This window comes from Halocynthiibacter sp. C4, from assembly GCF_028823805.1.
Classification (GTDB): Bacteria; Pseudomonadota; Alphaproteobacteria; order Rhodobacterales; family Rhodobacteraceae; genus Falsihalocynthiibacter; species Falsihalocynthiibacter halioticoli.
This window is the reverse complement of record NZ_JAPEIE010000007.1, coordinates 18,018-42,500: the sequence shown is the minus strand read 5'-3', so window position 1 is coordinate 42,500 and position 24,483 is coordinate 18,018. Positions and strand designations below refer to the sequence as shown.

Annotated in this window: 22 protein-coding genes, 1 tRNA gene and 2 rRNA genes (1 of these 25 cut by a window edge); 7 read left to right on the top strand and 18 right to left on the bottom strand. The window is 51.7% G+C overall.

The genetic code is table 11. The features are described 5' to 3' along the window. From OU789_RS16785 to OU789_RS16765, 5 genes are all read left to right on the top strand, one after another. A 23S ribosomal RNA gene (locus tag OU789_RS16785) occupies positions 1-1,648 on the top strand; it begins 1,182 nt to the left of the window's first position. Between the two features lie 131 nt (positions 1,649-1,779). Next, a 5S ribosomal RNA gene (gene rrf, locus OU789_RS16780) occupies positions 1,780-1,894 on the top strand. Positions 1,895-1,993: 99 nt separating this feature from the next. After that, positions 1,994-2,070 (top strand) — tRNA-Met (locus OU789_RS16775). A 173-nt stretch (positions 2,071-2,243) separates the two neighbouring features. Further along, positions 2,244-3,362 (top strand): SH3 domain-containing protein, encoded by a 1,119-nt coding sequence (locus tag OU789_RS16770; RefSeq protein WP_274656940.1) that lies wholly within the window; start codon positions 2,244-2,246, stop codon positions 3,360-3,362. Position 3,363: 1 nt separating this feature from the next. Beyond that, positions 3,364-4,083 (top strand): HNH endonuclease, encoded by a 720-nt coding sequence (locus OU789_RS16765; RefSeq protein ID WP_274656938.1) that lies wholly within the window; start codon positions 3,364-3,366, stop codon positions 4,081-4,083. Between the two features lie 142 nt (positions 4,084-4,225). Here the strand turns inward: OU789_RS16765 and OU789_RS16760 are convergent, their stop codons facing one another. The 18 genes from OU789_RS16760 to OU789_RS16675 form a co-directional block, all read right to left on the bottom strand. Further along, a complete protein-coding gene (locus OU789_RS16760; protein ID WP_274656936.1) occupies positions 4,226-4,789 on the bottom strand; it encodes a hypothetical protein in 564 nt (187 codons plus the stop codon). Further along, positions 4,786-5,823 carry a hypothetical protein gene (locus OU789_RS16755; protein WP_274656934.1) on the bottom strand — a complete coding sequence of 346 codons (1,038 nt, stop codon included), beginning with the start codon at positions 5,821-5,823 and terminating at the stop codon, positions 4,786-4,788. Before OU789_RS16755 ends, OU789_RS16760 begins: the two co-directional genes overlap by 4 nt. Before the next feature lie 107 nt (positions 5,824-5,930). After that, positions 5,931-7,079, bottom strand: coding sequence for a hypothetical protein (locus OU789_RS16750; RefSeq protein WP_274656933.1), 1,149 nt, complete (start codon positions 7,077-7,079; stop codon positions 5,931-5,933). A gap of 175 nt (positions 7,080-7,254) precedes the next feature. Then, positions 7,255-7,473 (bottom strand): hypothetical protein, encoded by a 219-nt coding sequence (locus tag OU789_RS16745; RefSeq protein WP_274656932.1) that lies wholly within the window; start codon positions 7,471-7,473, stop codon positions 7,255-7,257. Positions 7,474-7,595: 122 nt separating this feature from the next. Beyond that, positions 7,596-7,835, bottom strand: a complete 240-nt coding sequence (locus OU789_RS16740; RefSeq protein WP_274656931.1) for a helix-turn-helix domain-containing protein — start codon at positions 7,833-7,835, stop codon at positions 7,596-7,598. Between the two features lie 86 nt (positions 7,836-7,921). Beyond that, on the bottom strand, positions 7,922-8,419 hold the full coding sequence (locus tag OU789_RS16735) for a hypothetical protein (RefSeq protein ID WP_274656930.1): 498 nt from the start codon (positions 8,417-8,419) through the stop codon (positions 7,922-7,924). An 860-nt stretch (positions 8,420-9,279) separates the two neighbouring features. Then, positions 9,280-10,464, bottom strand: a complete 1,185-nt coding sequence (locus OU789_RS16730; RefSeq protein WP_274656928.1) for a tyrosine-type recombinase/integrase — start codon at positions 10,462-10,464, stop codon at positions 9,280-9,282. 189 nt (positions 10,465-10,653) lie between these two features. Beyond that, positions 10,654-12,297 carry a recombinase family protein gene (locus tag OU789_RS16725; protein WP_274656926.1) on the bottom strand — a complete coding sequence of 548 codons (1,644 nt, stop codon included), beginning with the start codon at positions 12,295-12,297 and terminating at the stop codon, positions 10,654-10,656. After that, positions 12,294-13,343, bottom strand: coding sequence for a hypothetical protein (locus OU789_RS16720; protein ID WP_274656925.1), 1,050 nt, complete (start codon positions 13,341-13,343; stop codon positions 12,294-12,296). The genes OU789_RS16725 and OU789_RS16720 overlap by 4 nt, the downstream gene beginning before the upstream one ends. Beyond that, positions 13,340-15,040, bottom strand: coding sequence for a tyrosine-type recombinase/integrase (locus OU789_RS16715; RefSeq protein WP_274656924.1), 1,701 nt, complete (start codon positions 15,038-15,040; stop codon positions 13,340-13,342). The genes OU789_RS16720 and OU789_RS16715 overlap by 4 nt, the downstream gene beginning before the upstream one ends. Before the next feature lie 164 nt (positions 15,041-15,204). Further along, positions 15,205-15,411, bottom strand: coding sequence for a helix-turn-helix domain-containing protein (locus OU789_RS16710; RefSeq protein ID WP_274656923.1), 207 nt, complete (start codon positions 15,409-15,411; stop codon positions 15,205-15,207). Positions 15,412-15,696: 285 nt separating this feature from the next. Next, a complete protein-coding gene (locus OU789_RS16705) occupies positions 15,697-16,080 on the bottom strand; it encodes a hypothetical protein (RefSeq protein WP_274656921.1) in 384 nt (127 codons plus the stop codon). Further along, entirely contained in the window at positions 16,077-16,487 is a 411-nt protein-coding gene (locus OU789_RS16700; protein WP_274656920.1) for a hypothetical protein, read from the bottom strand. Before OU789_RS16700 ends, OU789_RS16705 begins: the two co-directional genes overlap by 4 nt. A 775-nt stretch (positions 16,488-17,262) precedes the next feature. Continuing rightward, complete coding sequence (locus OU789_RS16695) at positions 17,263-18,708, bottom strand: sulfatase family protein (protein ID WP_274656918.1); 1,446 nt, start codon at positions 18,706-18,708, stop codon at positions 17,263-17,265. Continuing rightward, positions 18,705-19,577 (bottom strand): DMT family transporter, encoded by an 873-nt coding sequence (locus OU789_RS16690; RefSeq protein ID WP_274656916.1) that lies wholly within the window; start codon positions 19,575-19,577, stop codon positions 18,705-18,707. The genes OU789_RS16695 and OU789_RS16690 overlap by 4 nt, the downstream gene beginning before the upstream one ends. Continuing rightward, the gene (locus OU789_RS16685) at positions 19,577-21,025 is read right to left on the bottom strand and encodes a sulfatase-like hydrolase/transferase (protein WP_274656915.1); all 1,449 of its coding nucleotides are present in this window, start codon (positions 21,023-21,025) and stop codon (positions 19,577-19,579) included. The genes OU789_RS16690 and OU789_RS16685 overlap by 1 nt, the downstream gene beginning before the upstream one ends. Continuing rightward, the gene (locus tag OU789_RS16680) at positions 21,022-21,408 is read right to left on the bottom strand and encodes a VOC family protein (protein WP_274656914.1); all 387 of its coding nucleotides are present in this window, start codon (positions 21,406-21,408) and stop codon (positions 21,022-21,024) included. The genes OU789_RS16685 and OU789_RS16680 overlap by 4 nt, the downstream gene beginning before the upstream one ends. Next, positions 21,405-22,316 carry a 2-dehydro-3-deoxygalactonokinase gene (locus OU789_RS16675; RefSeq protein WP_274656913.1) on the bottom strand — a complete coding sequence of 304 codons (912 nt, stop codon included), beginning with the start codon at positions 22,314-22,316 and terminating at the stop codon, positions 21,405-21,407. The genes OU789_RS16680 and OU789_RS16675 overlap by 4 nt, the downstream gene beginning before the upstream one ends. 91 nt (positions 22,317-22,407) lie before the next feature. On the opposite strand from OU789_RS16675, the gene OU789_RS16670 reads away from it, so the two are divergent. Next, positions 22,408-23,313: a dihydrodipicolinate synthase family protein gene (locus tag OU789_RS16670; protein WP_274656912.1), complete on the top strand. Its 906-nt coding sequence runs from the start codon at positions 22,408-22,410 to the stop codon at positions 23,311-23,313. Further along, on the top strand, positions 23,303-24,472 hold the full coding sequence (locus OU789_RS16665) for a mandelate racemase/muconate lactonizing enzyme family protein (RefSeq protein WP_274656910.1): 1,170 nt from the start codon (positions 23,303-23,305) through the stop codon (positions 24,470-24,472). Before OU789_RS16670 ends, OU789_RS16665 begins: the two co-directional genes overlap by 11 nt. The last annotated feature ends 11 nt before the right edge of the window (positions 24,473-24,483 follow it).

Sequence of the window (24,483 nt, the reverse complement as noted above, 5' to 3'; positions counted from 1 at the left end):
GCTTAGGATGCATTTATTGCATGGTAGCAGAGCGTAGTGTGACATAGTTCCCATCCTCTTTAGCTTTCTTCGGAAAGCCTTGGAGGATAAGGAGCTTTCTGTGAAGCCGGCGCGTGAGCGATCCGGTGGAGAGATCACTAGTGAGAATGATGACATGAGTAGCGACAAACAGGGTGAGAGACCCTGTCGCCGAAAGTCCAAGGGTTCCTGCTTAAAGTTAATCTGAGCAGGGTAAGCCGACCCCTAAGGCGAGGCCGAAAGGCGTAGTCGATGGGAACCAGGTTAATATTCCTGGGCCAGGAGGATGTGACGGATCTCGAAGGTAGTTCATCCTTATTGGATTGAATGGGCTGCTTAGAGGTTCCTGGAAATAGCCCTCCATTAGATCGTACCCTAAACCAACACAGGTGGACTGGTAGAGAATACCAAGGCGCTTGAGAGAACCACATTTAAGGAACTCGGCAAAATACCTCCGTAAGTTCGCGAGAAGGAGGCCCGATTAGGACGCAAGTCTTGGTCGGGGGCACAAACCAGGGGGTGGCGACTGTTTACTAAAAACACAGGGCTCTGCGAAGTCGCAAGACGACGTATAGGGTCTGACGCCTGCCCGGTGCCTGAAGGTTAAAAGGAGGAGTGAGAGCTCCGAATTGAAGCCCAGGTAAACGGCGGCCGTAACTATAACGGTCCTAAGGTAGCGAAATTCCTTGTCGGGTAAGTTCCGACCTGCACGAATGGCGTAACGACTTCCCCGCTGTCTCAAATGTGGACTCAGCGAAATTGAATTGCCTGTCAAGATGCAGGCTTCCCGCGGTTAGACGGAAAGACCCCGTGCACCTTTACTACAGCTTCACACTGGCATCAGACACAATTTGTGCAGGATAGGTGGTGGGCTTTGAAACCGGAACGCCAGTTTCGGTGGAGCCTCCCTTGAGATACCACCCTAATTCTGTTTGATGTCTAACCGCGGTCCGTTATCCGGATCCGGGACCCTGTGTGGCGGGTAGTTTGACTGGGGCGGTCGCCTCCCAAAGAGTAACGGAGGCGCGCGAAGGTTGGCTCAGAGCGGTCGGAAATCGCTCGTTGAGTGCAATGGCAGAAGCCAGCCTGACTGCGAGACTGACAAGTCGAGCAGAGTCGAAAGACGGCCATAGTGATCCGGTGGTCCCGAGTGGAAGGGCCATCGCTCAACGGATAAAAGGTACGCCGGGGATAACAGGCTGATACTGCCCAAGAGCTCATATCGACGGCAGTGTTTGGCACCTCGATGTCGGCTCATCTCATCCTGGGGCTGGAGCAGGTCCCAAGGGTACGGCTGTTCGCCGTTTAAAGAGGTACGTGAGCTGGGTTTAGAACGTCGTGAGACAGTTCGGTCCCTATCTGCCGTGGGTGTAGGAGATTTGAGAAGAGTTGCCCCTAGTACGAGAGGACCGGGGTGAACGATCCACTGGTGGACCAGTTGTCATGCCAATGGCAGTGCTGGGTAGCTATGATCGGACAGGATAACCGCTGAAGGCATCTAAGCGGGAAGCCCCCTTCAAAACAAGATCTCCCTGAGAGCCGAGGTAGACCACCTCGTCGATAGGCCAGAGATGTAAGCGCGGTAACGCGTTCAGTTGACTGGTACTAATTGCTCGATAGGCTTGATTTGATCCAGTAGAAGCGAGACATCGCTAATACTGACAAAATCAAAAGCATACACTTTTACACAAACAGCGGAAAACACTTGGAAAACTGATGTACAGCGTGCTTCAAAAAAGCACGCTGGTGTTTCTTTCTCGGTTTGGTGGTCATGGCACAAGTGAAACACCCGATCCCATCCCGAACTCGGCAGTTAAGCACTGTTGCGCCGATGGTACTGCGTCTTAAGGCGTGGGAGAGTAGGTCGCCGCCAAACCTAGTAAGAAACACAAACAATATCGTATCTCTCAAACGAGAAAAGCCCCGCAAAACTTAAAACGCCGGGGCGCGTAACTTGGCAAATACGCCAAAGTGGCGCGGGATGGAGCAGCCCGGTAGCTCGTCAGGCTCATAACCTGAAGGTCGTAGGTTCAAATCCTACTCCCGCAACCAAACAAATAACTATATTTTGCAGTGACTTGCACGCCACCTCTGGGCGGTCGCTAGTGTTGCCTGCAACTCTTGTGGAAGCAATGTGGAAGCGATTGTGGCGCATATTCGCCCTTGCATAGCGGATACAGATCGAATTTCTTTGTTATAAACAGTTAGCAAAAAAATTGGTTGAAATGCCCTTTTCTCAAGAACGTACTGAGCTCATTCAGAATCGGTTGACTGAACGACTTTCGAGAGATGATCTAAACGATTGGGAGCGGTCCTTTCTTACCGATATGGAGAAACGATTTTCCCTGTATGGCGCGCGAACACGTCTTAGTGCCCGCCAATATCAAAAGCTGCACTCGTTGTTAAGTTTATCGGATGAAGTACAAAAGTCCCTAGGTGCGAATGCCTTACGCGGGCCAGAGTACAAACCACCTAAGCGTCAACTTAATAGCACCTCAAAAACAACCCAAAATCAATCTAGTCATAGGTCTAAGCATTATCGGTGGCCTACCTCGCCAATAAAATCAATCTACGCACCAAGACGGGCGATTAGAAGAATAGAAAGAAAATTCGTTCTGCCTATTTTCATTGTTGTGGGGGCAATTGGATTGTTTGGTGGGTTATCTGATATCTCCCCGAACAAAACAACTACTACTTTGCAGAACCACAGGACTCAGAGCTTTAAGATAGGCAATCCAACACTTTATGTAACAGGTTTTGCAGTGAACCAGCGGGTTGGGCCAAGTACGAGTAATCAAGTGATGGGAACCCTTTCAAGGGGAACCGACGTCAAAAAAATCGGCACACAAGGAGGGTGGACGCAAATTCAGTCGTCGCTCGGTATCGGTTGGATGACCTCCCAATATCTTTCCACTCAACCTCCGAAGACTGGTTATAAATCGGTTGCCGCGAATGGTAGATTGATCGGTGCGGGGGCGGTAAAGGTGATTGATGGTGATACAGTAACTATTCGCGGGGTAGACGCTAACGTTCGCCTTGTCGGGTTTAATACTCCCGAAGTTGGTTCGGCAGCCTGCAATCAAGAATATGTTCAAGGTCAACGTGCTACCGCTAGACTCAATGAAATTGTTCGGAGTGGGCAGAGAATAGAATTTCAACGTGTGGCTTGTGCTTGTCGTCCGGGAACCGAAGGGACGAAAGCATGCAACTATGGGCGTGAATGTGGCATCCTCTATGTGGATGGAAAAGACGTAGGAAAAACATTAATCTCTGAGGGCCTTGCTGTTCGCTATATTTGCGGACGGACGAGTTGTCCTCCAAGGCCCGGAAATTGGTGCCAATGATATGAAAAACCCAGATTGGACAAGAGACGAACTCATTCTTGCAACGCAGTTCTACAAGCAGCACAGGCCTTCTATTCCCGGAAAATCTCACCCAGAATTGATTGCACTATCTGAAGAGATAAGAGCAGTCGCTAGCTGCTTGAATTTGAGAGGTGGAGAAACCTTCCGCAACGCTGCTGGCGTATACATGAAGTTAATGGAGCTACGTAAGTACGACCCTGGGTATCTAGGGAAAGGATTAGGGCGCAAGCAGCGTAGGATTGAAAAGGAATGTTGGGATTTGAGTGATCTCGTACTAAGACAAGCGGCCCAGCGTATTCGCGAAACAATGGACCTGTTCAACCTTGAAGGCATCACTGTTGAAGAACTCAATGGTGGCGATGATGACGAAACGGAAGCGCTAGAGGGTAGATTGGCTTCGCGAGTACATCGATATCGCGAACGAAGTCAGAAAATCGTGCATGAAAAAAAGCGCTCCTTTCATGCAAAACACGGGGCGTTGTTCTGTGAAGCTTGCGGGTTCAATTTTGAAACCGTCTATGGTGCGCGGGGCGAGCACTTCATTGAATGTCACCATACCTTACCAGTTTCTGAGATGGAGGCGGCCGCCAAGACAAAGCTAAATGAGTTGGCCTTGCTTTGTGCGAATTGCCATCGAATGGTTCATGCTAAAAGACCTTGGCTCTCGGTAGAGGAGTTGCGGGAAATACTCAGTAGATAAAAGCGTTTCTATTAAGCTGCTGCTATAGAATGCGTTCAACTTGAATATGTTTACGTGTGATTAGCTAGTAGTTTAGCGAGACTTGTTTGTTCGATTTGAAATCACTTTTCTTTGGCAAAGCTGATAGCTCAGGGAACTAGTACTAATCGGAGTAAGCAGCACCAAAAATCAAATGGCACTGTTTTATAACCATTGTCAGTACTAGAACCAAGTGAACAGTGAGCGATATTACTATAGCACTCACAAGCGCGTTTGCGGCTTCAGCAATGGCTGAAAATATTAGAATACTTAACAATACCACGGAGGTAAGTATTAAGTATGATATATTTGCATTTATGTCTTTGAACGCCATTTTAAGGTCGGAAATCCTCTGTGTAGCATCAGCCTCAACAGAAGCTTTCAAAACTTGATCTGGCTCATCCTGTTCGATTCTTGATTTCTGATAATCCGTCATGCTGCTGAAAATGGAGAATGCAGAAATTTGTGCCCCAAAAAGAAGGGCTGAGAATATTGCGTATGTTGAGATCAAAGAGGAAAATTGCTCCGCGGGAATAGTAATACAAAGTTCGTGAGTAATTACTCCAACGCCGATAGGGGCAACGAAAAATGAAACAACAACTAAAAGAAACTGCAATTTTGACAAATTCCGAGCAAGTGCTGCCCAAAAATCGTTATAAATGCAAACTATGTTGAGGTGTCCTTTCATTTTAGTAGTCTTGCAAAGTCAATAATTTGAACATGTGTTACATTGCTTATACTATCAAAAGTCGGGTGTTTGTTTGCGTCCAATACAACATCGTCCGTTAAGTCAATGACACCTGCGGTACTGGAAACCCCAATAATACCGATCTTCTTAAATGAGGACCCGACTTTTACACTTGCGTAGGCGCCAGAAAATCCCATTCCCCCAATTTCCAGATGGTCAGCAATCTTTTTATTAATATCTTTCAATTTTCCGAAGCTTCCCTTCCCTTTTGCTCTCAAAGAAAACTCGAGATCAATTTTAGTTTCAGAATCTGTGGGCCGTAATGCTTTTTCTATAAGATTTTGGTCAGTATTCCTTGCAACCATCTGAATCGAGCGGACGTCTTTGTCGCCGTACAATTTGACGTCATTGGGCATCACCTTCGCCATCGTCAATTGCCAGTCTTCGTACATTTGTTTGTGCGCTTCAACCAATGCTCGGTTCACGATATCGACACAGGAGTTTCCACCAAAAGATTGCAGCGCCAAGAGACCATAGGATTTTCCCGGAGCAAACCAAAAGCGATAGTATAACGGGATAGTGTCTGCCTGATCCACTGTTCGCGTATGTTGAATTATGCCGGAAGTACGATCTTCTACCTGTGAACCATACCCGTACTTCCCGTACTTCAGCAGGCCGTGAGCGCCGTTGGTGCAATCCGGTTTTGGCTCAAACCGCACTACTTTTGAAGTCCCATCATCCAACTGGTTAGTTGAGAAAGCACTACAACAAACTTTGACGAAATTTAGCAGATCAGCGGGACCGCTGTCAGAAGTTAGTACTTCGGAATTATGGTTGTGGTAAACTTGAACTTTGTAAATGCGTAGGCCGATTTGCACACTAAACCTCTTAATTCGCTGTGTTTCCGGAAGAATTTGCTGCTTTGGGTTGTATAATGCAAGTGGGCGTTTAGCTCTGCGCGACTTTTTCTTTGAAACTTTGCTATCTCGGCTTAAATGAAATGATTTGAAACTAATTTTTCCATGGATGTCCAAAGAACCCTGCAGTAGCAATCTTAGGATGGATAAACTCGGGCCGAAATATCAATGGCAACAACTGAAGCATCGAGTAATTAGCATTTAGTGCACAACCTTCGCCTAGGTTACTCTAACCGATACCTCGCCCTTGCCTTGCTAATCCTCTCTGCCACTGGTGACTTATGCTCGCTCACAAAGCGCTCTATGGTTTGCACATGCTGCTCTAAGAAGTCTCCGAACTCATCGCCCGTCACATAGGATATCGCTGCGCGGGTCACGAACAACCCTGCGATTTGCGCGTCCAGCTCTCGCTGTTTGGCAATGCGGTTGGCAAAGATCACATCACTTGGCTCGACACCGGATTGGTAGAAATAAATCCTATCCTTGATTGCGCGCACAACCAGCACCCAAAGCTCGTGAGCGGGCCAGCGAGCGCGATTGGAGTCTAATGTGGGGATTGTGTAGCGAATACGTCCTAACGCGTCTGTGAAGGCGTCTCCGATCATGTCGCGTACATCCTTCCAGTTCCGCATCTCGTAGCGTGTGCGCAACTGTCTTGAGCCGAGGCGCAATTCAAAACGCCAAACTTGGCTGGCCTCTCTATCGGTTAAGTCTAATGGCGGTTTGTCGAGTTTTTCCCGTGCGGCATTCCAAATCGTAAGCCACCCCATTTTGTTTGTTTGAAGCACTTCCGCGCGTTTGTCATAGATTGCAAGCTGTCGGTTGGCCACGGCTCCGGCGCGCAGTCCTGTCACTCTTGCGCCGCTTGCGACTGTCGCAGTTTCATCAACGCCTGTGTATTCAGTAATTTTAGTCTTAGGGGGAACTACAAGAGCGGAGCGGTTCGGTTCAAACCACGGTGCGAGGATATCCACGGCAAAATCCGCGCGGGCAACGCGCAGCTGGGTTTCAACATAGGGAATGGCAAATGCTTCCATACATTCCCGAAAGTGCTTTTCTGCCCCCTCAAGGCCACCCGTTGCCAATCCAAAGGCGCGGAAGTCTACTGTTATGTTGGGATTATTCGGAATCGGGTCTTCTGGGTCTTGGAACAGCCAAACCGCACCATGATCCCCCGTATGGCAAGTAAAGCCCCGCGCGCCTTTGTGGGTAACGCTTAGAGCCACGTCGCCATATTTGACGATGCAGTCGCTATGCGTGTCCTTTGCGTAATGTTTCGCGGAAGCCAATTCCCTGCGCAGTTCCGCCGGAATATCGGTTTGAACAGTGAACTTCAGCCCATCAAAGCCCGCATGAAGGATATCTGCTGTCATCTACTCTCTCTTACGTTTTCGTATTCGTAGAGGGGGGTGTTACAAGACCCCCCTAGGCTCCGCAGTCTTTTGCGGCGGTTGGATTCAGATTGTTTGGAGATTTGCCAGAAGTGGTGCCTCCGGCGGGGCAGCTTATATTTTGGGGCCGGACAGTGATGTCCAACCCCATGTGATCTTAGCGCGTTGCATGTTGGCGGCTGATCCATATTTCCGCCCGCTCCGCACATTTGGCGGCATTTAGAAGGTCGGAATGGAACAGGCTTGAGGTGTTGTTCCACTCTCCCTGCCCGTCCCGATAGGACCGTGTGATGTCGACGGAGTAATTTCCATCATTGTTCCAAATCGTTGCTGTCGTTAGCCCAAGCTTGATCTTGTGCGCTGGCTGATTGCTCATAGTGGTTATCCATTTCCAAAGTGTTTGAAGCTGGGGCGCAGAACTGTTTCGCCTGCGCCCCGTTTGTGAGCCATCCGGCCCCAAAATCCCGCATGGTGCTGCCAAGCCCAAACGGGCAAAACTCAAATCTGAGAGGTGTTGCGACGCATCCGGCTTTCGGCCCAATCGCGCAGATCGCGGCGACGATAGCGCACGGAGCGCCCCGGTTTGTAGAACTGCGGCCCAAAGCCCGTGACGCGCCATTTCTGCAATGTGCGAATGCTCTGGCAGAGATAATCCGCCGCGTCTGTTTCTGTAATGAACCCGTCCCAAAAGGTTGAGGTGGGTTTGCTTTGCGTTTCCGCAAGTACCTGTGTTTGCATGTTAATTTCCATCATCGTTGATTGTTGTCGATGGAATATGTCTAGCAACGCTCACCTGCGAAATGCGAGCGAAAGCGCTGGCAAACTTAGGGAGTCATTTTTTCCCTAAGTTTGCCAGTAGCTTCTTTGCGGCGTTTTGTTATGAACTTTTTCATGCCATTGAGAATGCGAGACTCAGTGTAATTCGGGTCTATTTTTTGAAACGCAAGAACACAGAAACGGCTCGCATTTGTAATTGGTTCGCCCGTGCTGGTGATATCTCTGGAAAAAGGATCGGAGCTAATTTCGCACCAAAGCTTTTCGATGTTTGAGAACCATAGCATTAACGCGTAGTCAGGTATTTTCCCGGTTGGGAGTTTTGAAGTGCGACCTTTTCCGCGCGTCGCGGCATTTTCTAAGCCTCCCAAGAGTGCAACGAAGGTTGGGAGTTCAACGTCACAACCAATTGTGCCTTCTTCGGTCTCGTTGTCGCAAAGGTCGTCAAATGCAAGGAAAGTGGAGGGGTGTTTGGGAGCGCCTTCTCCTTTTGTGATCATCCGAGCGCCATCGCCAATCATTTGATTAACCAAAGCTTGGCGCGCCACGGGATCGAGAGTCTCAAGAGAATCCGCAAGTCGACGCGCCTGCTTTGCAATCTTGGTTAGCTCAGTCGCGGTTTCCTTCGATTTTTGCCTTGGTTTGAATTGGTCGTTTTGCTTGCGAAAGATTGCGGCGCAAACCTCAAGACTGGATCGAAGCGCAGCCTTATCTGGCGGCGTGACGCTGGTAAGTAAACACAGTTGGTCAATATCAGTGTCAGAGTAGGTCTCTTTGTAGAGCGATTTGTGTAAACCGTGCCGATAGTCTTCGGAGCGCATTACATGTGCTTTCTCATCTATTCTCCAAAGATAACCTTAGCTAATACCTATACCTTACGTAAGGGGCGATAGGCTCAAATATCAAGCCGCCGCCCCTTATGTAAGGTTACGGGACGTTACACGCGTATTGTTCGGTTTGAACGCCCTTGATGTTAGTGGCAGTGATACGGCTTTGAGCCGGCGTGGCAGCACTGGCCGCGTGGAGAGTCTTTGCGGCAACCGCCACCGTGTTGTACTTCTTGAGATGAGAAGACAGGTGAAGTTGTAAATGCCACACCCGCAAAGCTTGGTGTTGCAAGTGCGAGTGCTAACGCGGGCAATAGCCCTTTGATAAGTTTCATATTAAAATCCCTCGTTAATGATTTGTTAATGTAGGTTAACAAAACGTTAACGAATAACATATGCAAGGGAATGCGCTCATTTACTATCAAAGTGATAGTAAACGGTGCGGATTGGACACTTTGTTTCCATTAAGTGAAATTAATCTTGCGAACCGAATAGGTGTTTTCCTATAGCTTAGCCAAAGAGGCCGAATGCCCAACTTTGGGCTGTGTCGTCGCTAAGGTTACATATAAGGGGTTTCGGCCCTACGTAACGCCCCTCAAAACCTTCCCTGTTTGTCCGCCATTCACCAAGGCTTCCAAGCGTGCGGCGTTCTCCTCGGCAGCACGTTTGACCGGATCATCCGCAAGATGCGCGTAGCGCATTGTGGTTTGCAGTTGCGTGTGTCCAAGCAAGCGCCCCACCATTTGAATGGGCATCCCAGAGGAAACCGCATTTGAGGCGTAGGTATGTCGAAGGTCGTGAATGCGCACATCTGGAAGTCCAGCCAGTTTCCGGATGCGCCGCCAAGGGCGCTGCAAATCCGTGGCAAATCCGCCCTCAACCTTACCTATGATAACGTAAGGGTTGCCAGCAACGCGGGGAAGGGCGCTTAGCACGGCTCGGGCCGCATCAGGTAACGGTATGCGCCGAGCGCCTGTTTTGGTGTCAGGAAGCTCCATTCCGTCATCGGTGATAAAGGACCATTGCAGCGTTTGGATTTCTCCAAGACGGCATCCAGTCAGGATCAACAAGCGGAAGGCCGCGATCACATATCGGCTTTCTGATCCATCGGCGTCACATGCGGTTAGAACATCGCCCAATCGATGCAGTTCATCGCGGCTTAGGTATCGCTCGCGCTTCACTTCCCGATACTTCGGAACATGGCGGCATGGGTTGGAGCCATCAGGGCGCAAGCCCCAAACCTCGGCCAAGTTGAACATCTTGGACAGAACGCCAAGTGTACGGTTGGCTTGATAGGGTTTGTCACGGAACTTGTGATGTAGCTCGGCAATGTCTTTCCTTTCCACATCAACAACCTTAAAGCTGCCGAGCGCAGGATTGATAAACAGATCAATCGCTCGGCGATACTCCCCTTGGGTCGTGGGTTTGCAGCGTTCCTTCACATGGCTTTCAAAGAACCGTTCACAGAGAGCCGCAACAGTTGGTGCTTTGCGGTGCTGTGATATCTCTTCGGCGGGATTCTCACCCTTTGCCACGTCGCCAAGAACCTCTTTGGCTATAAGCCGAGCTTGATCGACCGTTATCGTGCCATGCCGCCCCAAGGAAATGCGCCGTGTGCGACCGCCCTTGCGATACTGCACTTGATAAGTCTTAGTTCCGGAAGGCATCACCCGCACGCCAAAGCCCTTCACATCTCGATCCCAAAGGAAATAGCTTTTCTCTTTGGGTAAAAGCGTATCGACGCTGCGTTTGGTGAGTTTTGTCATTGTCTTACCCTTTCATTTTGCCGCTACGTGAAACCTTTGTGGAAGCACTGTGGAAGCAACTGGAAGCAAATCTTAGGGTAAGCGATAGAAAGAGAGTGCAGGTTGCGTCAAGAATAAATGTTGTGAATCAATAAGATAGGGTAGTGTGGCGCAACATGGCGTAGATCATGCAAGCTCCCTGAGCCTCTCTCATAACCTGAAGGTCGTAGGTTCAAATCCTACTCCCGCAACCATTGTTACAGAACGGCCCGAAGCAAATGCTTCAGAGGCCGTTTTTGTTTGGCCTAATGCCAACAACCCCGCCAACTCGCCAACAAGTTCTATATCAAGACTGTCGCTTTCTGGGATCAGACGTATCTCCGTGAGAAGGCTGCGAATGAGAGTGGTTGCCTCGGCTTTGCTTGAAGCATCATTCAGCGATTCTGTTAGATTGGCGACTTTTGTACTGTAGAGTTCTGCAAGCCCCGGATGCAGCATAACCGGATTGTCCGGTTCTGCAGTGGCCAGTTCGGCTTCAAGCTTTAGTTTGCGGTCTTCAAGCTCATCCATCTTGGCCTTCATACTTGGGTGAAACATCCCCTCAGTGATCGCATCTATGATCTTGTCGATTTGTTTAGAAACCCTGTTCAATTCCTGTTTTGTCTGTGATCTGGTTTTTGAGGACTCGTTTGCGAGGCGGTTGAACTCTGCTTGAAAAGCGGAAACGAACTCGGCGATCAGATCAGGGTGAAGCAATTGATCTTTGAGCCCCAAGAGCACACGCGCTTCAAGGTCTTCCCGTTTGATTGTGAGGCGGTTGGTACAGGTGCCTTTGTTGCGGGTATTGGCGCAGCCGTACCGTGTTTTGCCGACAATGGTATAGCCACCGCCACAAGCTCCGCAGATCAACATTCCGGAGAACAGGTGTTTGGCTCGGTGCGCGCGTTCTGGACGGTTGAGCCCATCACGGATCATGTCGTTACGGGTCGCCTTCTGCCGGGCCTTCACCGCCTCCCAGAGGTCTTGATCAATGAACCGGAGTTGCGGAACCTCTTCAATGATCCAGTCTTCTGTTGGGTTCATACGCGCTTGTCGTTTGCCCGTTGTCGGGTCTTTGACAAAGCGCTGTCGGTTCCAGACGAGACGTCCAATATAGAGTTCATTGTTGAGGATACCTGCGCCACGTTTGTGATTGCCGTAAATGGTAGACGATCCCCAACTCGTGCCGCGTGGCCCTGCGATCCCGTCGTTGTTTAAGGCGGATGCGATGGCGCGAGGGCTGAGGCCGTTCGCATAATCCTTGAAGATGCCCCGCACTGTCGCGGCCTGCGCTTTATTGATGATCCGTTCCCCTGTGGACATCTCGCCACCAGCCAGAACCTGACGCACCACGTCATAGCCATATGTGATGCCGCCTGCGGATTTGCCTTTGCGGATACGCCCTTCAAGGCCGCGGTGGGTCTTCTGCGCAAGGTCTTTAAGAAAGAGGCTACTCATGGTCCCTTTGAGGCCAATGTGCAGTTCGAACACTTCTCCCTCTGCCACTGTGACAATCGGTATCCCCAAAAACCGCATCTGTTTATAGAAGGCTGCAATATGCTCCTGGTCCCTGCTGAGGCGATCAAGGCCTTCTGCAACAACCACGTCGAACGTCCCATCCCGCGCGTCTTGTAGCAGGTGTTGATAGGAGGGGCGAAGAAGGGTGGCGCCGCTTAAACCGCGATCGGCGTAGATTTTGGATTCACTCCAGCCGTTGGCCTCAATGAGACGTCCGCAAAGGCGGTGTTGATCTTCAATCGAAGCATCGCTTTGCAGGTCTGTTGAATATCTTGCGTAGATAGCAGCGCGTGTCATTTTGTACCCTTTCTGATGTCCTCAAGCAGGCTGACGTATGTGCGCCCGTCATTGATGGCGCGGGCCTGGTTGTAATGACGCTCTGCGGTGCGGAAGGTTGAATGCCCGAGCAGAGCGCGGATAAGGCGGGCGGCGTCTGGTGAATCGTAAGCCAAAGTTGTTGCCGCACAGTCGCGGAACAAATGCGGGCAGACGCGCGCCCCGACGTACTTCTCTGTAAGGCGCGTTATCCGTGCTCCGAGATGTATGGCGCAATACGGACGACCACTGTCGTTGGACCAAAGCCGCATGTGTTGGGTGTCGCTCCGCGTCAAAAACCATGGGCGCACGTCTCGTATATAGCTAAGAAGCGGAGACGCGAGATTTGCGGGAACTTCCGTCTCCCAAACGCGATGGTTTTTTGTATCTGGCGTCTCAAGAACAACCGAAATGCGATCGCCAGATACAATCAGGGTCTGATCCAGTTCAAGAGCCACAAAGGATCTGCGTCGCATGGGAAGTACCGCCAACATCATGATCATGACGCCATCGCGGCGTTGCTGCGCTTCTTTGAGGCTGGCGGGGGCGCCGCCGGAATTAAGATCCTCGACGAGAGATAATCCCGCTTGGAACAGTACATCACTTGCAATGATCCGCCCTCGCTTGCGTGTACTTGGCGAGGTGTGAAGCTCATGGCGTAGGAGAGACGCTAACCTGATCTGCATTGTCCATTCGTGGTCAGGCGCATAGGCTTTAAGGACACGCAGGGCCTTTTCCAAGCGTGCAAGGCGTGTATCAGGCCTGAGATGCGATGCACTTGCCATCCAAGCAGTTACACGTTCTGGCGTGGCCCGTTCCACCGGCGATTCAACGAAGGCCCCGGGATGATTGGCATTAAGCCAGCCCAGCCAATAGCCATAGCTAGTGACAAGGTTCCCGCGCGAGGGCTCCTCCAAATGGCTGAGCGCGCCACGCGGATCGAGTGGGCCAGATTTGGTGGTGAGTTCTGCCCACATGGTGCGATCCGCTTCAGGCCATTCTTCAAAACGCAGTGATAACCGTCTCATTTTGAACCTCGCTTTTGCTCAATAATGTTTGCAAACAACTGTGAGGCGGTGCCCGCTTCGAAGCCGGCATAAGCATTAAGGGTAGATGAGAGTTCAGCGTGGCCCAAAATGCGGCGCAGCGCTTCATATTGTCCGGGGTATCGCTCTAGCCAAAGCTTGGCGGCGAAGTGGCGGAATAAATGGACGTTCATATCGACACCGACTTCCTTGCGAATAGCCTTGCTGACCCTTTTTGAGAGATCGGACGTGCTTACCGAACGCGCGACGCGTCGTTGCGAGAACAACCACGGCGTTCCAGCAGGGCACATAATCGGAGAGCGTATAGCAAGGTAGTGTTCGATCTTCTTGATGAGCGATGCGGGGAGCTCAAACTCAATCATTCGGCGGTTCTTCACGTCTGCGCTGTCATAGACCAAAAACACCCGCTCATCGCCAATACGCTTGAGATTGGTCTCGAGGTGCAGTTCCGCGAGGTTGCGCAGGCGGATGGGGCAGGCGAGCAAGATGTCGATCGCAATTGCGACCTCCATCTTAAGCAGAGCCGTTTTGAGTTTGGTCATTGGGTTTGCAGCTGCAAACAAGGTATCAGGCAGCACCACGAGTTTGCGCATGGCATTGGCATCATCAAACTGACGAAGGCGGGTCCGGTTTTTAGGGGTCATGCCTCGGTTCTGCTCAGGCGTCAGACGCCGCGCAAGTTCTGCAGTCTCTTCGAGCTGCGCGTCAGGGACCTGAAGGTGATACTTGGCGAGGGCTTTGAGCATGAGAGCGGTGTTGAAAATGCTGGGGGAGGATTGCCCATTATTGCGCTTCAGCATCCATGTGAGACCTTGCCGTGCATTGCCGGGATTGACCAACACATCAAGAGACGTCATCTCTTCAATTGGGAAGCCGGACAAAACAAGAGCCGTGGCAAACCGAAGGAGTTGGGCGCGATGATGGCGAATGGTTGCAGGCCGCAAGGGTGCGCGTAAGGCCTTGGGGTCAAGTGGGTCTGGGTTTTGCATTCTGTTGATGAATGTGGCGACGCCCTGTTGGAAGGTGAGCGGAAAATCTTCCAGCGCATAGGCGTAGCCCTTGCTCTTGTTAACCATGGTGAGCTTCTGCTTGGGCCACGCCTCCAGGCGCCCCACCGCATGGTTCCAGCCATAGATGGCTTGACGCATGGCGTCTTCGGGGTTCTTGCGCAGTTCATTGATGGCGAGCGCCTGACGATAGGCCTCGGTGTGTGCATCGCAAACCTCCGCGGGGGCAACTCCGAGGCGGTTGAGGAAATGTACGAACCGGCCCAAAGCAGGCGCGAGGGATTGGCTCTTCGTGGCGAGGACGTCTTCCCAGATTGTGCGCCAAGGGGGCGAAAGGTCGGAGCGTCGACTATCCCGCTTCTGCACGATGCCGCAGCGCACAAGCGCTGCGCGGGCATTGCTGACGGTGTTGCTCCAAGACTTGGGTGACAGGCTGAGGGCGGCAGGTTCAATGCGGCCAAGGCGGGGTTGCAGCCACATCGGATCTGCGGGGATCTCGTTGAGAGGACGGTTGAGGGCTTTGCCAATGCCGCGCAGGCCCGAGGCTAAATCCCGCGCTCTGGTGGGAGATAGCTCGGCGTCATGTTGCAGCCGTTCCAAGCAGTCCGACAGCATTGGCGTTCCTGGTTTTACAAATGCGGTTTCCAGTGTTTTGCGCTCGAAATAAGCCATCGGGTTACGGTCCTTTGTGCATAAATGGTCTCGGGTGGACACCGTGAGACAGGGGGGTCGAATCGGGATTACATCGCCACAGTATAGTTTGCTGTTGCAGGGCAGAGGTGTTCCCGACATATTGATAAAGTATTGATTTAGTGGACTATTTGTGACGCCTGAGGTCAGGAGGACATCAGGTGGCGATAGCGCTCATGGGCGCTTTTTGTGATGCGGATGGAGCGCCGTCCCGGGCCAACTCTGATAGCCTTGAGATAGCCAATGGCGATGGCGCGTCGCACAGTCTTCTGTGAGCACCGATCACGCTCTGCGATCTCGGCCACGGTAAAGAGCGGGTCATTTGGAATGCGGGGTTTGGTCTTGGTCTGCATGGTCTGAGCTATCCTCTTGTTGAGAGAGACCAGAGGCCATAGCGTCTCGCGCAGCTTGGCGAGCAAGAAGCCGAACCAGAGCCTGTAACCCCACATGAGGAGGCTTCTTGCTGAAGGCATTGGCAGGGGTATGTTGGGGCTTCCGGTCCATACAGGAACCCTGAAGGACACTCCGCCCAAAAGCTAAATGGTCAGCGCAGAAACTTTTGTATCTGCCGTGACCCCGCGCCGCTGTGCTCGATTTTGCTGGCCTCACCTCTACGCGCATCACGACACAAACGCGCTTCAGGCAGACCTTGTCTTGGCTTCACGAATCCACCTGACAAAGGTCTCATCTGAAGGGGACTGATTTGGAATATGGTTAAAGCAAGCGCGCAAAAAACGAATGAGTGGACCTGAGGGCTTGCCATCGATTGAGCTTTTAGAAACGCCAGGTGAACGCGCGAACAGGTCGACATAAACCTTAATCAGCTCGAAGGTGAATTTTGCATTTGCGATTTGGTTGGTATCTGCATCAGGGCTCTCGTCGCCTGCATTGTCTGGGTCTGCGTCAGTTTGGTTCTGCTTAAGCTGATAGGTCGCAGCCTCCGCAAGAAGGGCGCAATGCTCTGACAGTTGAAGTAGGATCTCTGCTGGGGAACGCGCTCCGAAGAGTTCCTCGGCGCTCACCGTTCCCGCTTGCTCATTATTGATAGCGACAAGGCGGTTCTTAGGCTAGGCTCCAGCAACCGTGCTATGCCGTCGGATACACACGGGTTGCAAGCGTCCTCCGTAAACCCGCCTTCATCAGACACTATGGGGAGAAGGCTGTGGAGCGATTGTGTGACCCGCGCGACTTGCTTAAGAACGCGTTCATTCATGTGATCGGTTGGCTCAGAGGCCCGGTCCAACTCAAATCGATGCAGAGTCGCAGCGGCGTTGAGGCGGGTGATGATACCATCCAGATACGCCCGTTCAGCATTCGAGGCCGGGAACCCCACCTGCTTGATGATCTCCTGCAGGATGCTGCTATACGGTGCGAAGTCTAGGTCAAGGCCCGGGGTGGTATAAGTGGTTGGTGGCGTTCGTTTGGCCATACTCTGTTCCTTTGTGAAAAACAAAAACAGCGTAAATGGCGAAAACACACTTGTGCGGCGAAATAGGAAAACGAGGGAAGATTATTTTGCCCATGTGAGGTGTCTGGATTCCTATCAATCCTGATGAGCACGGCGAAAGGTACCGAACGCTCGCCGCGCTGAGCGCCCGAAGTGGCAATAAAATGAAACTGATAAATTATGGGCGGAAAGCGGACATTCGCTGCATAAGTCTTCAATGTCTGCTTTGATAGTCGAAGTAGAAGTTCATGGTTGCCAGGTCCAAGAGGATCGGTAAAATGTTCGTCCATTCTAAATCGCTTTGGTCCACATCTTGCACATCGGGTTTCCGCTGATCTTCGATTTCTCGTTTAATTTCTTATAGACAGCTGGTGTTTAAACTGTTGTGAAGACGATAGAGTAGAGTTCATTATTGCAGGATGGTTGGCTGACTTTCTTCCCATACGAGATCATTTTTGTTGCGAATGCCGCTCCTCACAGCACGCATACTCTAAAGTATCGATGTCAGTGGTATGGCGAAGAGATAATTTGGTTGACGTGTATTGGGCTTTCAGTGCCGGGTTAATGATCTTCTTCGCCGAATAGATGATTTGAAGACCAGTCTTGGCGGTGCCTGAATTTTTGCTTTCCCCGATCAAGATACGCCTGACACGATCACCGTCGAATGATCGAACTTCCGCTCCGTTGCCTCGGATCGTTCCGTCGCGCACAGCAAGAAAGCATTGTTGGCTGAGGTGCCTATAGCTTTGTAGGCGCTTTACTTTCCGTACTTTGGGGGCCCCATTTTGCTTGGATACTGGCGCTTCCAATCGCGATTGAAGAATGGATGGGGGGGAGTTTCCTTTACTTCGTTCACCAATAAGTCGGAGTGTCCTGCAGCGATGCTATCGACTAAGGATGAAGTGAGGTAATTGAAAAGCTGCGTCGCTACTTTTGGTTCTTCATTAATTAAGTTCGTTTGCTCTGTTGGGTCGGCACCCAAATCAAATAGGGCGGTTGTGCCGTTGGTGTAACTCACGAGTTTCCATCTGGCGTTTCGAACCATTGAGCCTTGGCTGGTGGTGCCGACAATTGTTCGTCCTTCGGTTGCTTCTCCAAGCGCAACGCCGCGCGCATTCGGATCTGGGTTTGCCCCTGCCCAACGCAGAATTGAAGGATAGATATCAATTAGGCTCGTCAACTCATTGGAGACATCACCGGCTGTCTTGCGAAAATCTGTGACAATCATGGGGACACGTATCGAAGGTTCGTGAAATGTTGCCTTTCCGACTTTGTCGAAATCTCCGAGATAGTCGCCGTGGTCCGAAGTGAAAATGACAATGGTGTTGTCGAGCTCGCCTTGCTCCTCAAAGGCAGAAAGTATAGCGGCAACATCGGCATCAATGCGTTCGACGGCGGCAGCATAATATTGTCTGATGGTCTTGACGTGGGAAGCGTTGAAACCTTCGTAATCAAGTGCGGCCCATTCGCGTTTGTAAGCCGCCAAAAAATCTGCCTGATGCGTTTTGCTTTCAGCTGTTTCGGGGATCGCTTCTGGAAGCTGATCAGGGTTTATACTGCGAATTGCTTCTTTGGGTGGGTCATACGGGCAATGCGGCCCCGGAAAGCCAACCATAAGGGCGAGGGGCTGATCAAATGTATGATTCCGCACGTAATTGGCGGATTGTTTCCCCACCCAGCGATCAACCTGAAGGTCGTCGGGCAGGTCGGAAAAACACGCCCCTTTGTTCTCATGATATCCCTCAAGGGTAGACGCGTGTTGTTTGGCACGGCCAGAGTCGACCAATGCATCGTGGTAGTCATCCTTGATATGAATATGCCGTTTGTCTTCGGCGATTATCCGGTCTTGAAATCCTTCCGAGGCGTCCCAAGGATAAAAGTGCATCTTGCCAATTGCACTGGTGCGATATCCGGCATCGTTCAGGTGTTCAGGCCATGATTTTACGCCCATTTCCTTCCGGTCGGGCCGTAGCCATTGAAGATTGTGAACGACGCCGCTCACATGCGCATCTAATCCCGTCAACATCGACGCCCGTGCGGGCACACAGATTGGTGACGCAGAGATACAGGTCTCGAACCGTGTTCCTTGTTCCGCCAAACTGTCAATTGTCGGAGTTTTTAGGAAGCGGGCACCATAGCAGCCGAGAAAATCATACCGGAGCTGATCTGTAAGAATGAAAAGTATGTTTGGTTTCTTGGTCATCCTATTGGTCCTTTAGGAAAGTTGCTGCTTCGGCCAGCCTTGAAAATCAAGAGCACCGAAAAAGAGATGATAGCTATGCCGAGCCACGCAAGTGGATCAGGAACAAAGCCCCAAACGAGCCAGTCAAATGCAAGCGCCCATAAGATGCTCGTAAAGCGTAAGGGGGCAAGTTTTGACACCGGCGCCAATTGGTGCGCACGCAAGATGATGACACCCGCCCCCGTTGCCGCCAGACCCGAAAGCAAGAGCATCACAACATTTCCAAGATCAGGCGCTTGCCAAACGGCAGCCGGCACTAGAAGCAAAGACAATATCGCTACGATTGTGTTCGAAACAGCGACAGAAACGCCGGCATCCAAGTTGGCGGCGTATTTCCGTGTGTAAATGTCGCGCGCTGCATAGAAGAAAATGGCGCAGAGCAAGAGCGCGCCACCTAATGCCGATACCTCTATGGCAGGCTTGATAATGAGTATGCAGCCACCGAACGCCCCTGCAACGCCAATCCAAGCGGTGCGGTTTGTTTGTTCGCCCAAAAGTTTCACCGCCCCGAATGTTGAAAACGCAGGCAGTGCGGCAAGGGCGGCCATGATGAGGCTGATTGGAAGCTGGAAAAAGGTTAGGGCCAGCGTAAGGATCGCCGCCGCCTCAAGGCACGACCGCAGGAACATTTTACGGTTCAAAGCCCTCGTAAACCTCTCACGGTTCCAAACTGCGAAAGGGAAAACAAGACATACGACGATGATCGAGCGCAGTGCGACTGCGAGAGCGTTTGAGTTGGTCCCGGCGAGCTTGAGGGTCACGCCGCCCGCTACGCCGCAGAAGATCGAAATTGCGGCGAGTAGAGAGCCATTTTTTGTTAAGGCGTGCATCATTTGGATGCTGGAGTTTTTTCGGGTGGTGGTGAGTATGCGCGGGTTTGCGTTTTTGCCATGATCTTGTCATAGCCACCTTGTGCCTGAACGCGCGCTTCTTGAGAGGTTCGGCAGGCCTGATCGATTGCTGTCGTATCAACCATGTCATGCAACAGCGTTCGCAGACGTTCTACCTCTTTTGCGTATTCTGGTTGGTCTGCGAGATTGTCCCGCTCGGCTGCGTCTTTTACAAGGTCAAATAGAAGTGGCGGGAAATCGAGATGATGAACATATTTTAAGCGACCATTCGTCAGTGTGAATGTCGCCGTTTCAGCGCCAGCACAATGGTTCTGTATCAATATCCAACGATCGGTTGTGAGCGCGCTGGCGATCTTGATCAAGGACTCTCCTTTTCGGGCAGTATCAGACGGTTTGGGAGAGGCGCCGACCGCGTCGAGTACCGTAGGGTAGATATCGGTGAGTTGTGCAGGTGTTTGACAAACACTTTCGGCGGCCACGCCAGGGCCTGCCAAAACAAGTGGCACGCCCACCGAGCCTTCGAACATGTTGCATTTGCCGTAGAGCCCGGCCTCGCCCAGAGACTCTCCGTGGTCAGAAAAATAGAGAACGAGCGTTTCCTTCTCGAGGTCAGCATCTCTCAATGCGCGCAGAACCATGCCGACTTTTTGGTCTAAGAACTCGATGTTGGCGTAGTAAGCGGCAATCACCGCTTTGTGCCGTTCACGGGGGAGCATACTTTCCGTATCAAAATATTTTCTCACGCCTTCCAGAGAGCGATGCTCAAACCAATCCTCGGCTTCGGGCATAGGAAGCTCTTTTGCCATGTACTTATGGAAAAGCTCATCTGGTGCCACGTAGGGTGGGTGAGGGTTTACGAAAGAGACATTTAGCAAGAATGGCTTTCGGTCGCCTTTGCCGGAATAATCGGAAATCCACTGAACCGCGTGTTCGGCGATATCCGTGTCATATGCGGTATATTCGGTTTCGCCTGCGCCGGCCTTTTCCAGCGTTTTCCGTCCTGCAACGATGCGCGGAATCGGAGAGCGGAGTGGGGAATAGAATGTTCCGGTGCCGTTGCGCACATGCATGGGAATGATTTGCTCGTCAAAGCCAACGTCGTCCTTTGTGTCGCGGAAATGTAGTTTACCAACAGACGCCGTATGTAATCCCGCATCTTGTAAACGGTGCATGAAGGAGCGGCGCTGACCATGGTAAGGGTCAGCGTTATCCCATGACGGAATCTCGTGAATCTGCAATCCGGTCGCAAAGCTCGCTCTGGAGGGGACACAGATCGGGGCATTGCAATATGCGTGTGAAAAGCGCGTGCCACGTGCCGCAAGGGCGTCTAGGTTTGGTGTGTCGACAAGCGGGTTCCCCGCACAGCCCATTCCATCGCGCCGATGCTGATCCGAGCAAATCACAAGTATATTTCGTGCCTTGCTCATTCTGCGGTTACCTTTGATGTGAATTCAAGTTGGTTGCCGTCGGGATCGGAAACGAAAAACCAATCAACGCCTGAAGCGCCCCTATTCGGTTCGGTTTGAGGTGGAATGCCGCTTTTGCTTAGGGCTTCGTGGGCGGTATGGATGTCAGAGACCTGAAATCCTAAATGTTGGCACTGTGGGTGTGGTTGCTTTTCTGAGGTGCGAATGAGCTCGACAAAACTGCCGTCAGAGCAGGCGAGTTGAAGTAGATGCTCACCTGTATCAGGGTCGTGTCGCTCGAACTTTGGTTTCAACCCAAGTTTGATATAGAAGCTCCGAGCTGTCGCCATGTCGGAAACCGGAAGCGCGGCATGTATGATTTTGATGGGTGGTATTTGGCTCATTCGAATGCGGGCTCCATTGCTTCGCTGATGACGCTCAAGCCCGCGCGCATACAGTCTCTGGCGTCTATTGCTTGAAACGGAATGTTCAGAGTCTTCATCGCGCTCGCATATCGATCTGCAAGCACACCGGAGGCCATCAAGACCACAGGTGCGCCTTCAATTGGTGACAGTTGCGCAACTTCGTGGCCGATTAAGACGCCGGACAAAAAAGACGAAACATGCGCAGGCGGCAAATCACCGGCAAGGGTGTTGGCACGACTTGCGAATACCGCATTGGCAAGCGGAGTCGCCGCGCCGTGCTCCACACCTGTTTCAAAAGCGGCAGGTGAGAATTCATCCCCTTCGGCGAGCGCACCCACGAGGCTATTCGCCAGCAGGAGCTCGAACAGTTCGCCGGTCACAAAGCTGCGGAAGTGATCGAGTTGTCCGGATTTAAGAATTGCCTGCTTACAGTGTTTCCCTGGAATGCTGACAACTGCTTCACTCATTCCCAATAAATGCAAAACCCCGAGAAGCTGGACCTCTTCTCCGCGCATTACATCAGAGTTTTCCTGTGAATTTCTATAGGTTGCTCCGGGCAGAATCATTGCTTTGCGCCCGCAAACGTCAAATCTGACTGCCGCGCGGATTAAGCTTTTTGGCGAGATCGGGCAGGGCGCATATGGAGCCTCAATCCAGCCGCCTTTGGCTCCAGCCATGCCGGCGATTACGATTTCTGCATGTGGGTGGTTTGATAGGAAAGTACTTGTAATATCTTCAAAAGTTGAGGCGTAGCCTCTCTCTTTTGCGTCATTGAGTGCAGTATCTGCTTGGAACTCTTCAACAATTTTTCCGCCTTCGGCAATTGCCCAACCTCTTAAGGATTTGCCGCCCCAATGAAACGCAAGGGTCTGTGAATTGCTGGTCATTATGATCTCCATTGTTGAACCTGTTGACAAGTTAGCACAGCCGAGTGTAGGTTTCAATTATGTTACACAAGTCTCAAATATAGGGAATAGAATGCAACAGAAGCTTTCAGGTGTTCTTCCTGTCGTTCCCACGCCCTTTTTCGAAGATGGTGCGGTTGATATTGAATCGCTGCGTAATCTTGTGAATTTCAGCGTGGATGCAGGTGTTGGTGCGTTGGTCTATCCCGGCGTTGCCAGCGAAGATGTTCAGCTCAGCTCGGAAGAACGCAAAGCGTGCCTGAGCGCTGTTGTCGATCAGAATGCGGGCAGGGTTCCAGTTATCGGCGGTGTGAATGCCACAACCGCTGAAGGCATGGTGCAAATGGCAGAACAGGTCGCAGACCTTGGGGCCGATATGATAATGGCAATGGCAATTCCAGATATGGGTGGAGACTGGAGCAAGTGGTTCCACCGCATCTCGGATGCGACCGAAGGCTTGCCGATTGTTCTACAGAACCTTTTTGCGCCGCGCGGTGCGGATCTGTCGGCGGAAGAAATGATCGCTCTTGCGAATGCTGTGCCGGCTGTCCGGTTTGTAAAGGAAGAGTGCATTCCGTCTGGTGAGCGCGTAAGCGAGCTCGTGGCGGCGGTTGGAGCGGATTTGGATGCGGTCATTGGCGGGGGCGGTGCGCGGTATCTCTTTGAGGAGCTGGAGCGCGGTGCCGTGGCCACTATGCCTGCGATTGAATTGCTTGAGACACACGTTCAGCTCATGAACGCCTATGCAGCTGGTCGTCGCGCCGAGGCGCTCGAGCTCTATACAAGGTCGCTGCCGTTGCTGCTAATTCAGGCACCGTATCGCATGCGGATGACCAAGCTAATCCTTAAGCATCGCGGCATGATCAAGAGCGATTTTACACGTGAACCGCTGCCAGCGCTTGATGCTAAATTGCAAGCGCTTGTGCTTGAGCAATATGCCCTACTTAACCAAAGTCTGGAGATGTCCTGTGCCTCGTAGGATCGAAAAACTAGAGGTCTTTGCCTTTGACCGTCAAACTGATCGCCCCTATCTCGGGGATACTGCAAACGGGGTCGTTGATCTTGGTCCTGACTATTTCGTGCGGCAATTCAATGGCACGATTTATCCGAAACGGGATCGTTCAATCGTTGTGTGCCTTACGGATAGTGACGGTGCACAAGGATGGGGAGAGACCTATGGATTGGTTGCTCCAAAGGCCGTTGTTGCATTGATCGATGACCTTTTCGGTTCCTATCTCAAAACGCTCGACCCTGACCGCCCCGACCAGGTTTGGGATAAGCTTTATGAGTTGCAACGTGTGCGTGGATACTGGGGTGGTTTCCTTGGTGATGCGCTTGCGGCGCTTGATATCGCCTTATGGGATTTAGCTGCAAAATCGAAAGGGGAAAGCATCCAGTCTGCACTTGGCCGCAAAGGAGGCGGGCAGCTCGCAGGTTATGTTTCAGGTTTGCCACCTAAGACCCGTCAGGAGCGCGTGGACTTGGCTGTTTCATGGAAAGAGCGCGGATTTGACAGTGTGAAGCTTCCAATCGGCGCTGTGGATGATGGCGATGTCGTTGGCGAGATGAATGCACTTCGTGATGCGCTTGGTGATGAGCACCGGATTTCACTCGACATCCACTGGACGAAAACGGCGAAGGAAACGATCGAATTAGATGCAGCGCTGCAGGGTATGAATCCCTGGTTTCTTGAGGCGCCAACCAAGCCGGAAGATATCGCTGCGCAACAGGAGATTGCGCAATCGATTAAGGCACCGCTTGCGTTAGGGGAGGAGTGGCGCACGGAGTGGGATTACCGTTATCGGACCGATGCATGCCATATTATCCAGCCGGAGATGGGCCACACCGGTATCACGCAATTCATGCGCATGGGACGCATGGCTCAGGAACACGGTGCAGAGATTATCCCGCACGCGACAATCGGTCTTGGCATATTCATGGCAGCCAGTTTGCGCGCTTCCTTAGCCGCGGGCGCTTCGTCGCATGAGTTCCAGCACACAATTTACCACAGAAACGCAGCGCTGCTAGAAGGGGCAGCAAGCTGTGAAAACGGGTATTTCGAAATTCCTGATACCCCCGGTCATGGCGTCACGCCAAACGACGATGCCTTCCAATACCTGACACCTATAAAAACTTAGCAATACCAATG

What these genes read in the sequence shown, in the direction of transcription:
- OU789_RS16770 (WP_274656940.1), top strand. Translation starts at nt 2,244, where the DNA reads ATGCCCTTTTCTCAAGAACGTACTGAGCTCATTCAGAATCGGTTGACT.
- OU789_RS16695 (WP_274656918.1), bottom strand. Translation starts at nt 18,708, where the DNA reads ATGACCAAGAAACCAAACATACTTTTCATTCTTACAGATCAGCTCCGG.
- OU789_RS16740 (WP_274656931.1), bottom strand. Translation starts at nt 7,835, where the DNA reads ATGCAAACACAGGTACTTGCGGAAACGCAAAGCAAACCCACCTCAACC.
- OU789_RS16675 (WP_274656913.1), bottom strand. Translation starts at nt 22,316, where the DNA reads ATGACCAGCAATTCACAGACCCTTGCGTTTCATTGGGGCGGCAAATCC.
- OU789_RS16750 (WP_274656933.1), bottom strand. Translation starts at nt 7,079, where the DNA reads ATGACAGCAGATATCCTTCATGCGGGCTTTGATGGGCTGAAGTTCACT.
- OU789_RS16670 (WP_274656912.1), top strand. Translation starts at nt 22,408, where the DNA reads ATGCAACAGAAGCTTTCAGGTGTTCTTCCTGTCGTTCCCACGCCCTTT.
- OU789_RS16685 (WP_274656915.1), bottom strand. Translation starts at nt 21,025, where the DNA reads ATGAGCAAGGCACGAAATATACTTGTGATTTGCTCGGATCAGCATCGG.
- OU789_RS16715 (WP_274656924.1), bottom strand. Translation starts at nt 15,040, where the DNA reads ATGGCTTATTTCGAGCGCAAAACACTGGAAACCGCATTTGTAAAACCA.
- OU789_RS16765 (WP_274656938.1), top strand. Translation starts at nt 3,364, where the DNA reads ATGAAAAACCCAGATTGGACAAGAGACGAACTCATTCTTGCAACGCAG.
- OU789_RS16700 (WP_274656920.1), bottom strand. Translation starts at nt 16,487, where the DNA reads ATGGCCAAACGAACGCCACCAACCACTTATACCACCCCGGGCCTTGAC.
- OU789_RS16720 (WP_274656925.1), bottom strand. Translation starts at nt 13,343, where the DNA reads ATGAGACGGTTATCACTGCGTTTTGAAGAATGGCCTGAAGCGGATCGC.
- OU789_RS16725 (WP_274656926.1), bottom strand. Translation starts at nt 12,297, where the DNA reads ATGACACGCGCTGCTATCTACGCAAGATATTCAACAGACCTGCAAAGC.
- OU789_RS16760 (WP_274656936.1), bottom strand. Translation starts at nt 4,789, where the DNA reads ATGAAAGGACACCTCAACATAGTTTGCATTTATAACGATTTTTGGGCA.
- OU789_RS16745 (WP_274656932.1), bottom strand. Translation starts at nt 7,473, where the DNA reads ATGAGCAATCAGCCAGCGCACAAGATCAAGCTTGGGCTAACGACAGCA.
- OU789_RS16680 (WP_274656914.1), bottom strand. Translation starts at nt 21,408, where the DNA reads ATGAGCCAAATACCACCCATCAAAATCATACATGCCGCGCTTCCGGTT.
- OU789_RS16690 (WP_274656916.1), bottom strand. Translation starts at nt 19,577, where the DNA reads ATGCACGCCTTAACAAAAAATGGCTCTCTACTCGCCGCAATTTCGATC.
- OU789_RS16710 (WP_274656923.1), bottom strand. Translation starts at nt 15,411, where the DNA reads ATGCAGACCAAGACCAAACCCCGCATTCCAAATGACCCGCTCTTTACC.
- OU789_RS16730 (WP_274656928.1), bottom strand. Translation starts at nt 10,464, where the DNA reads ATGACAAAACTCACCAAACGCAGCGTCGATACGCTTTTACCCAAAGAG.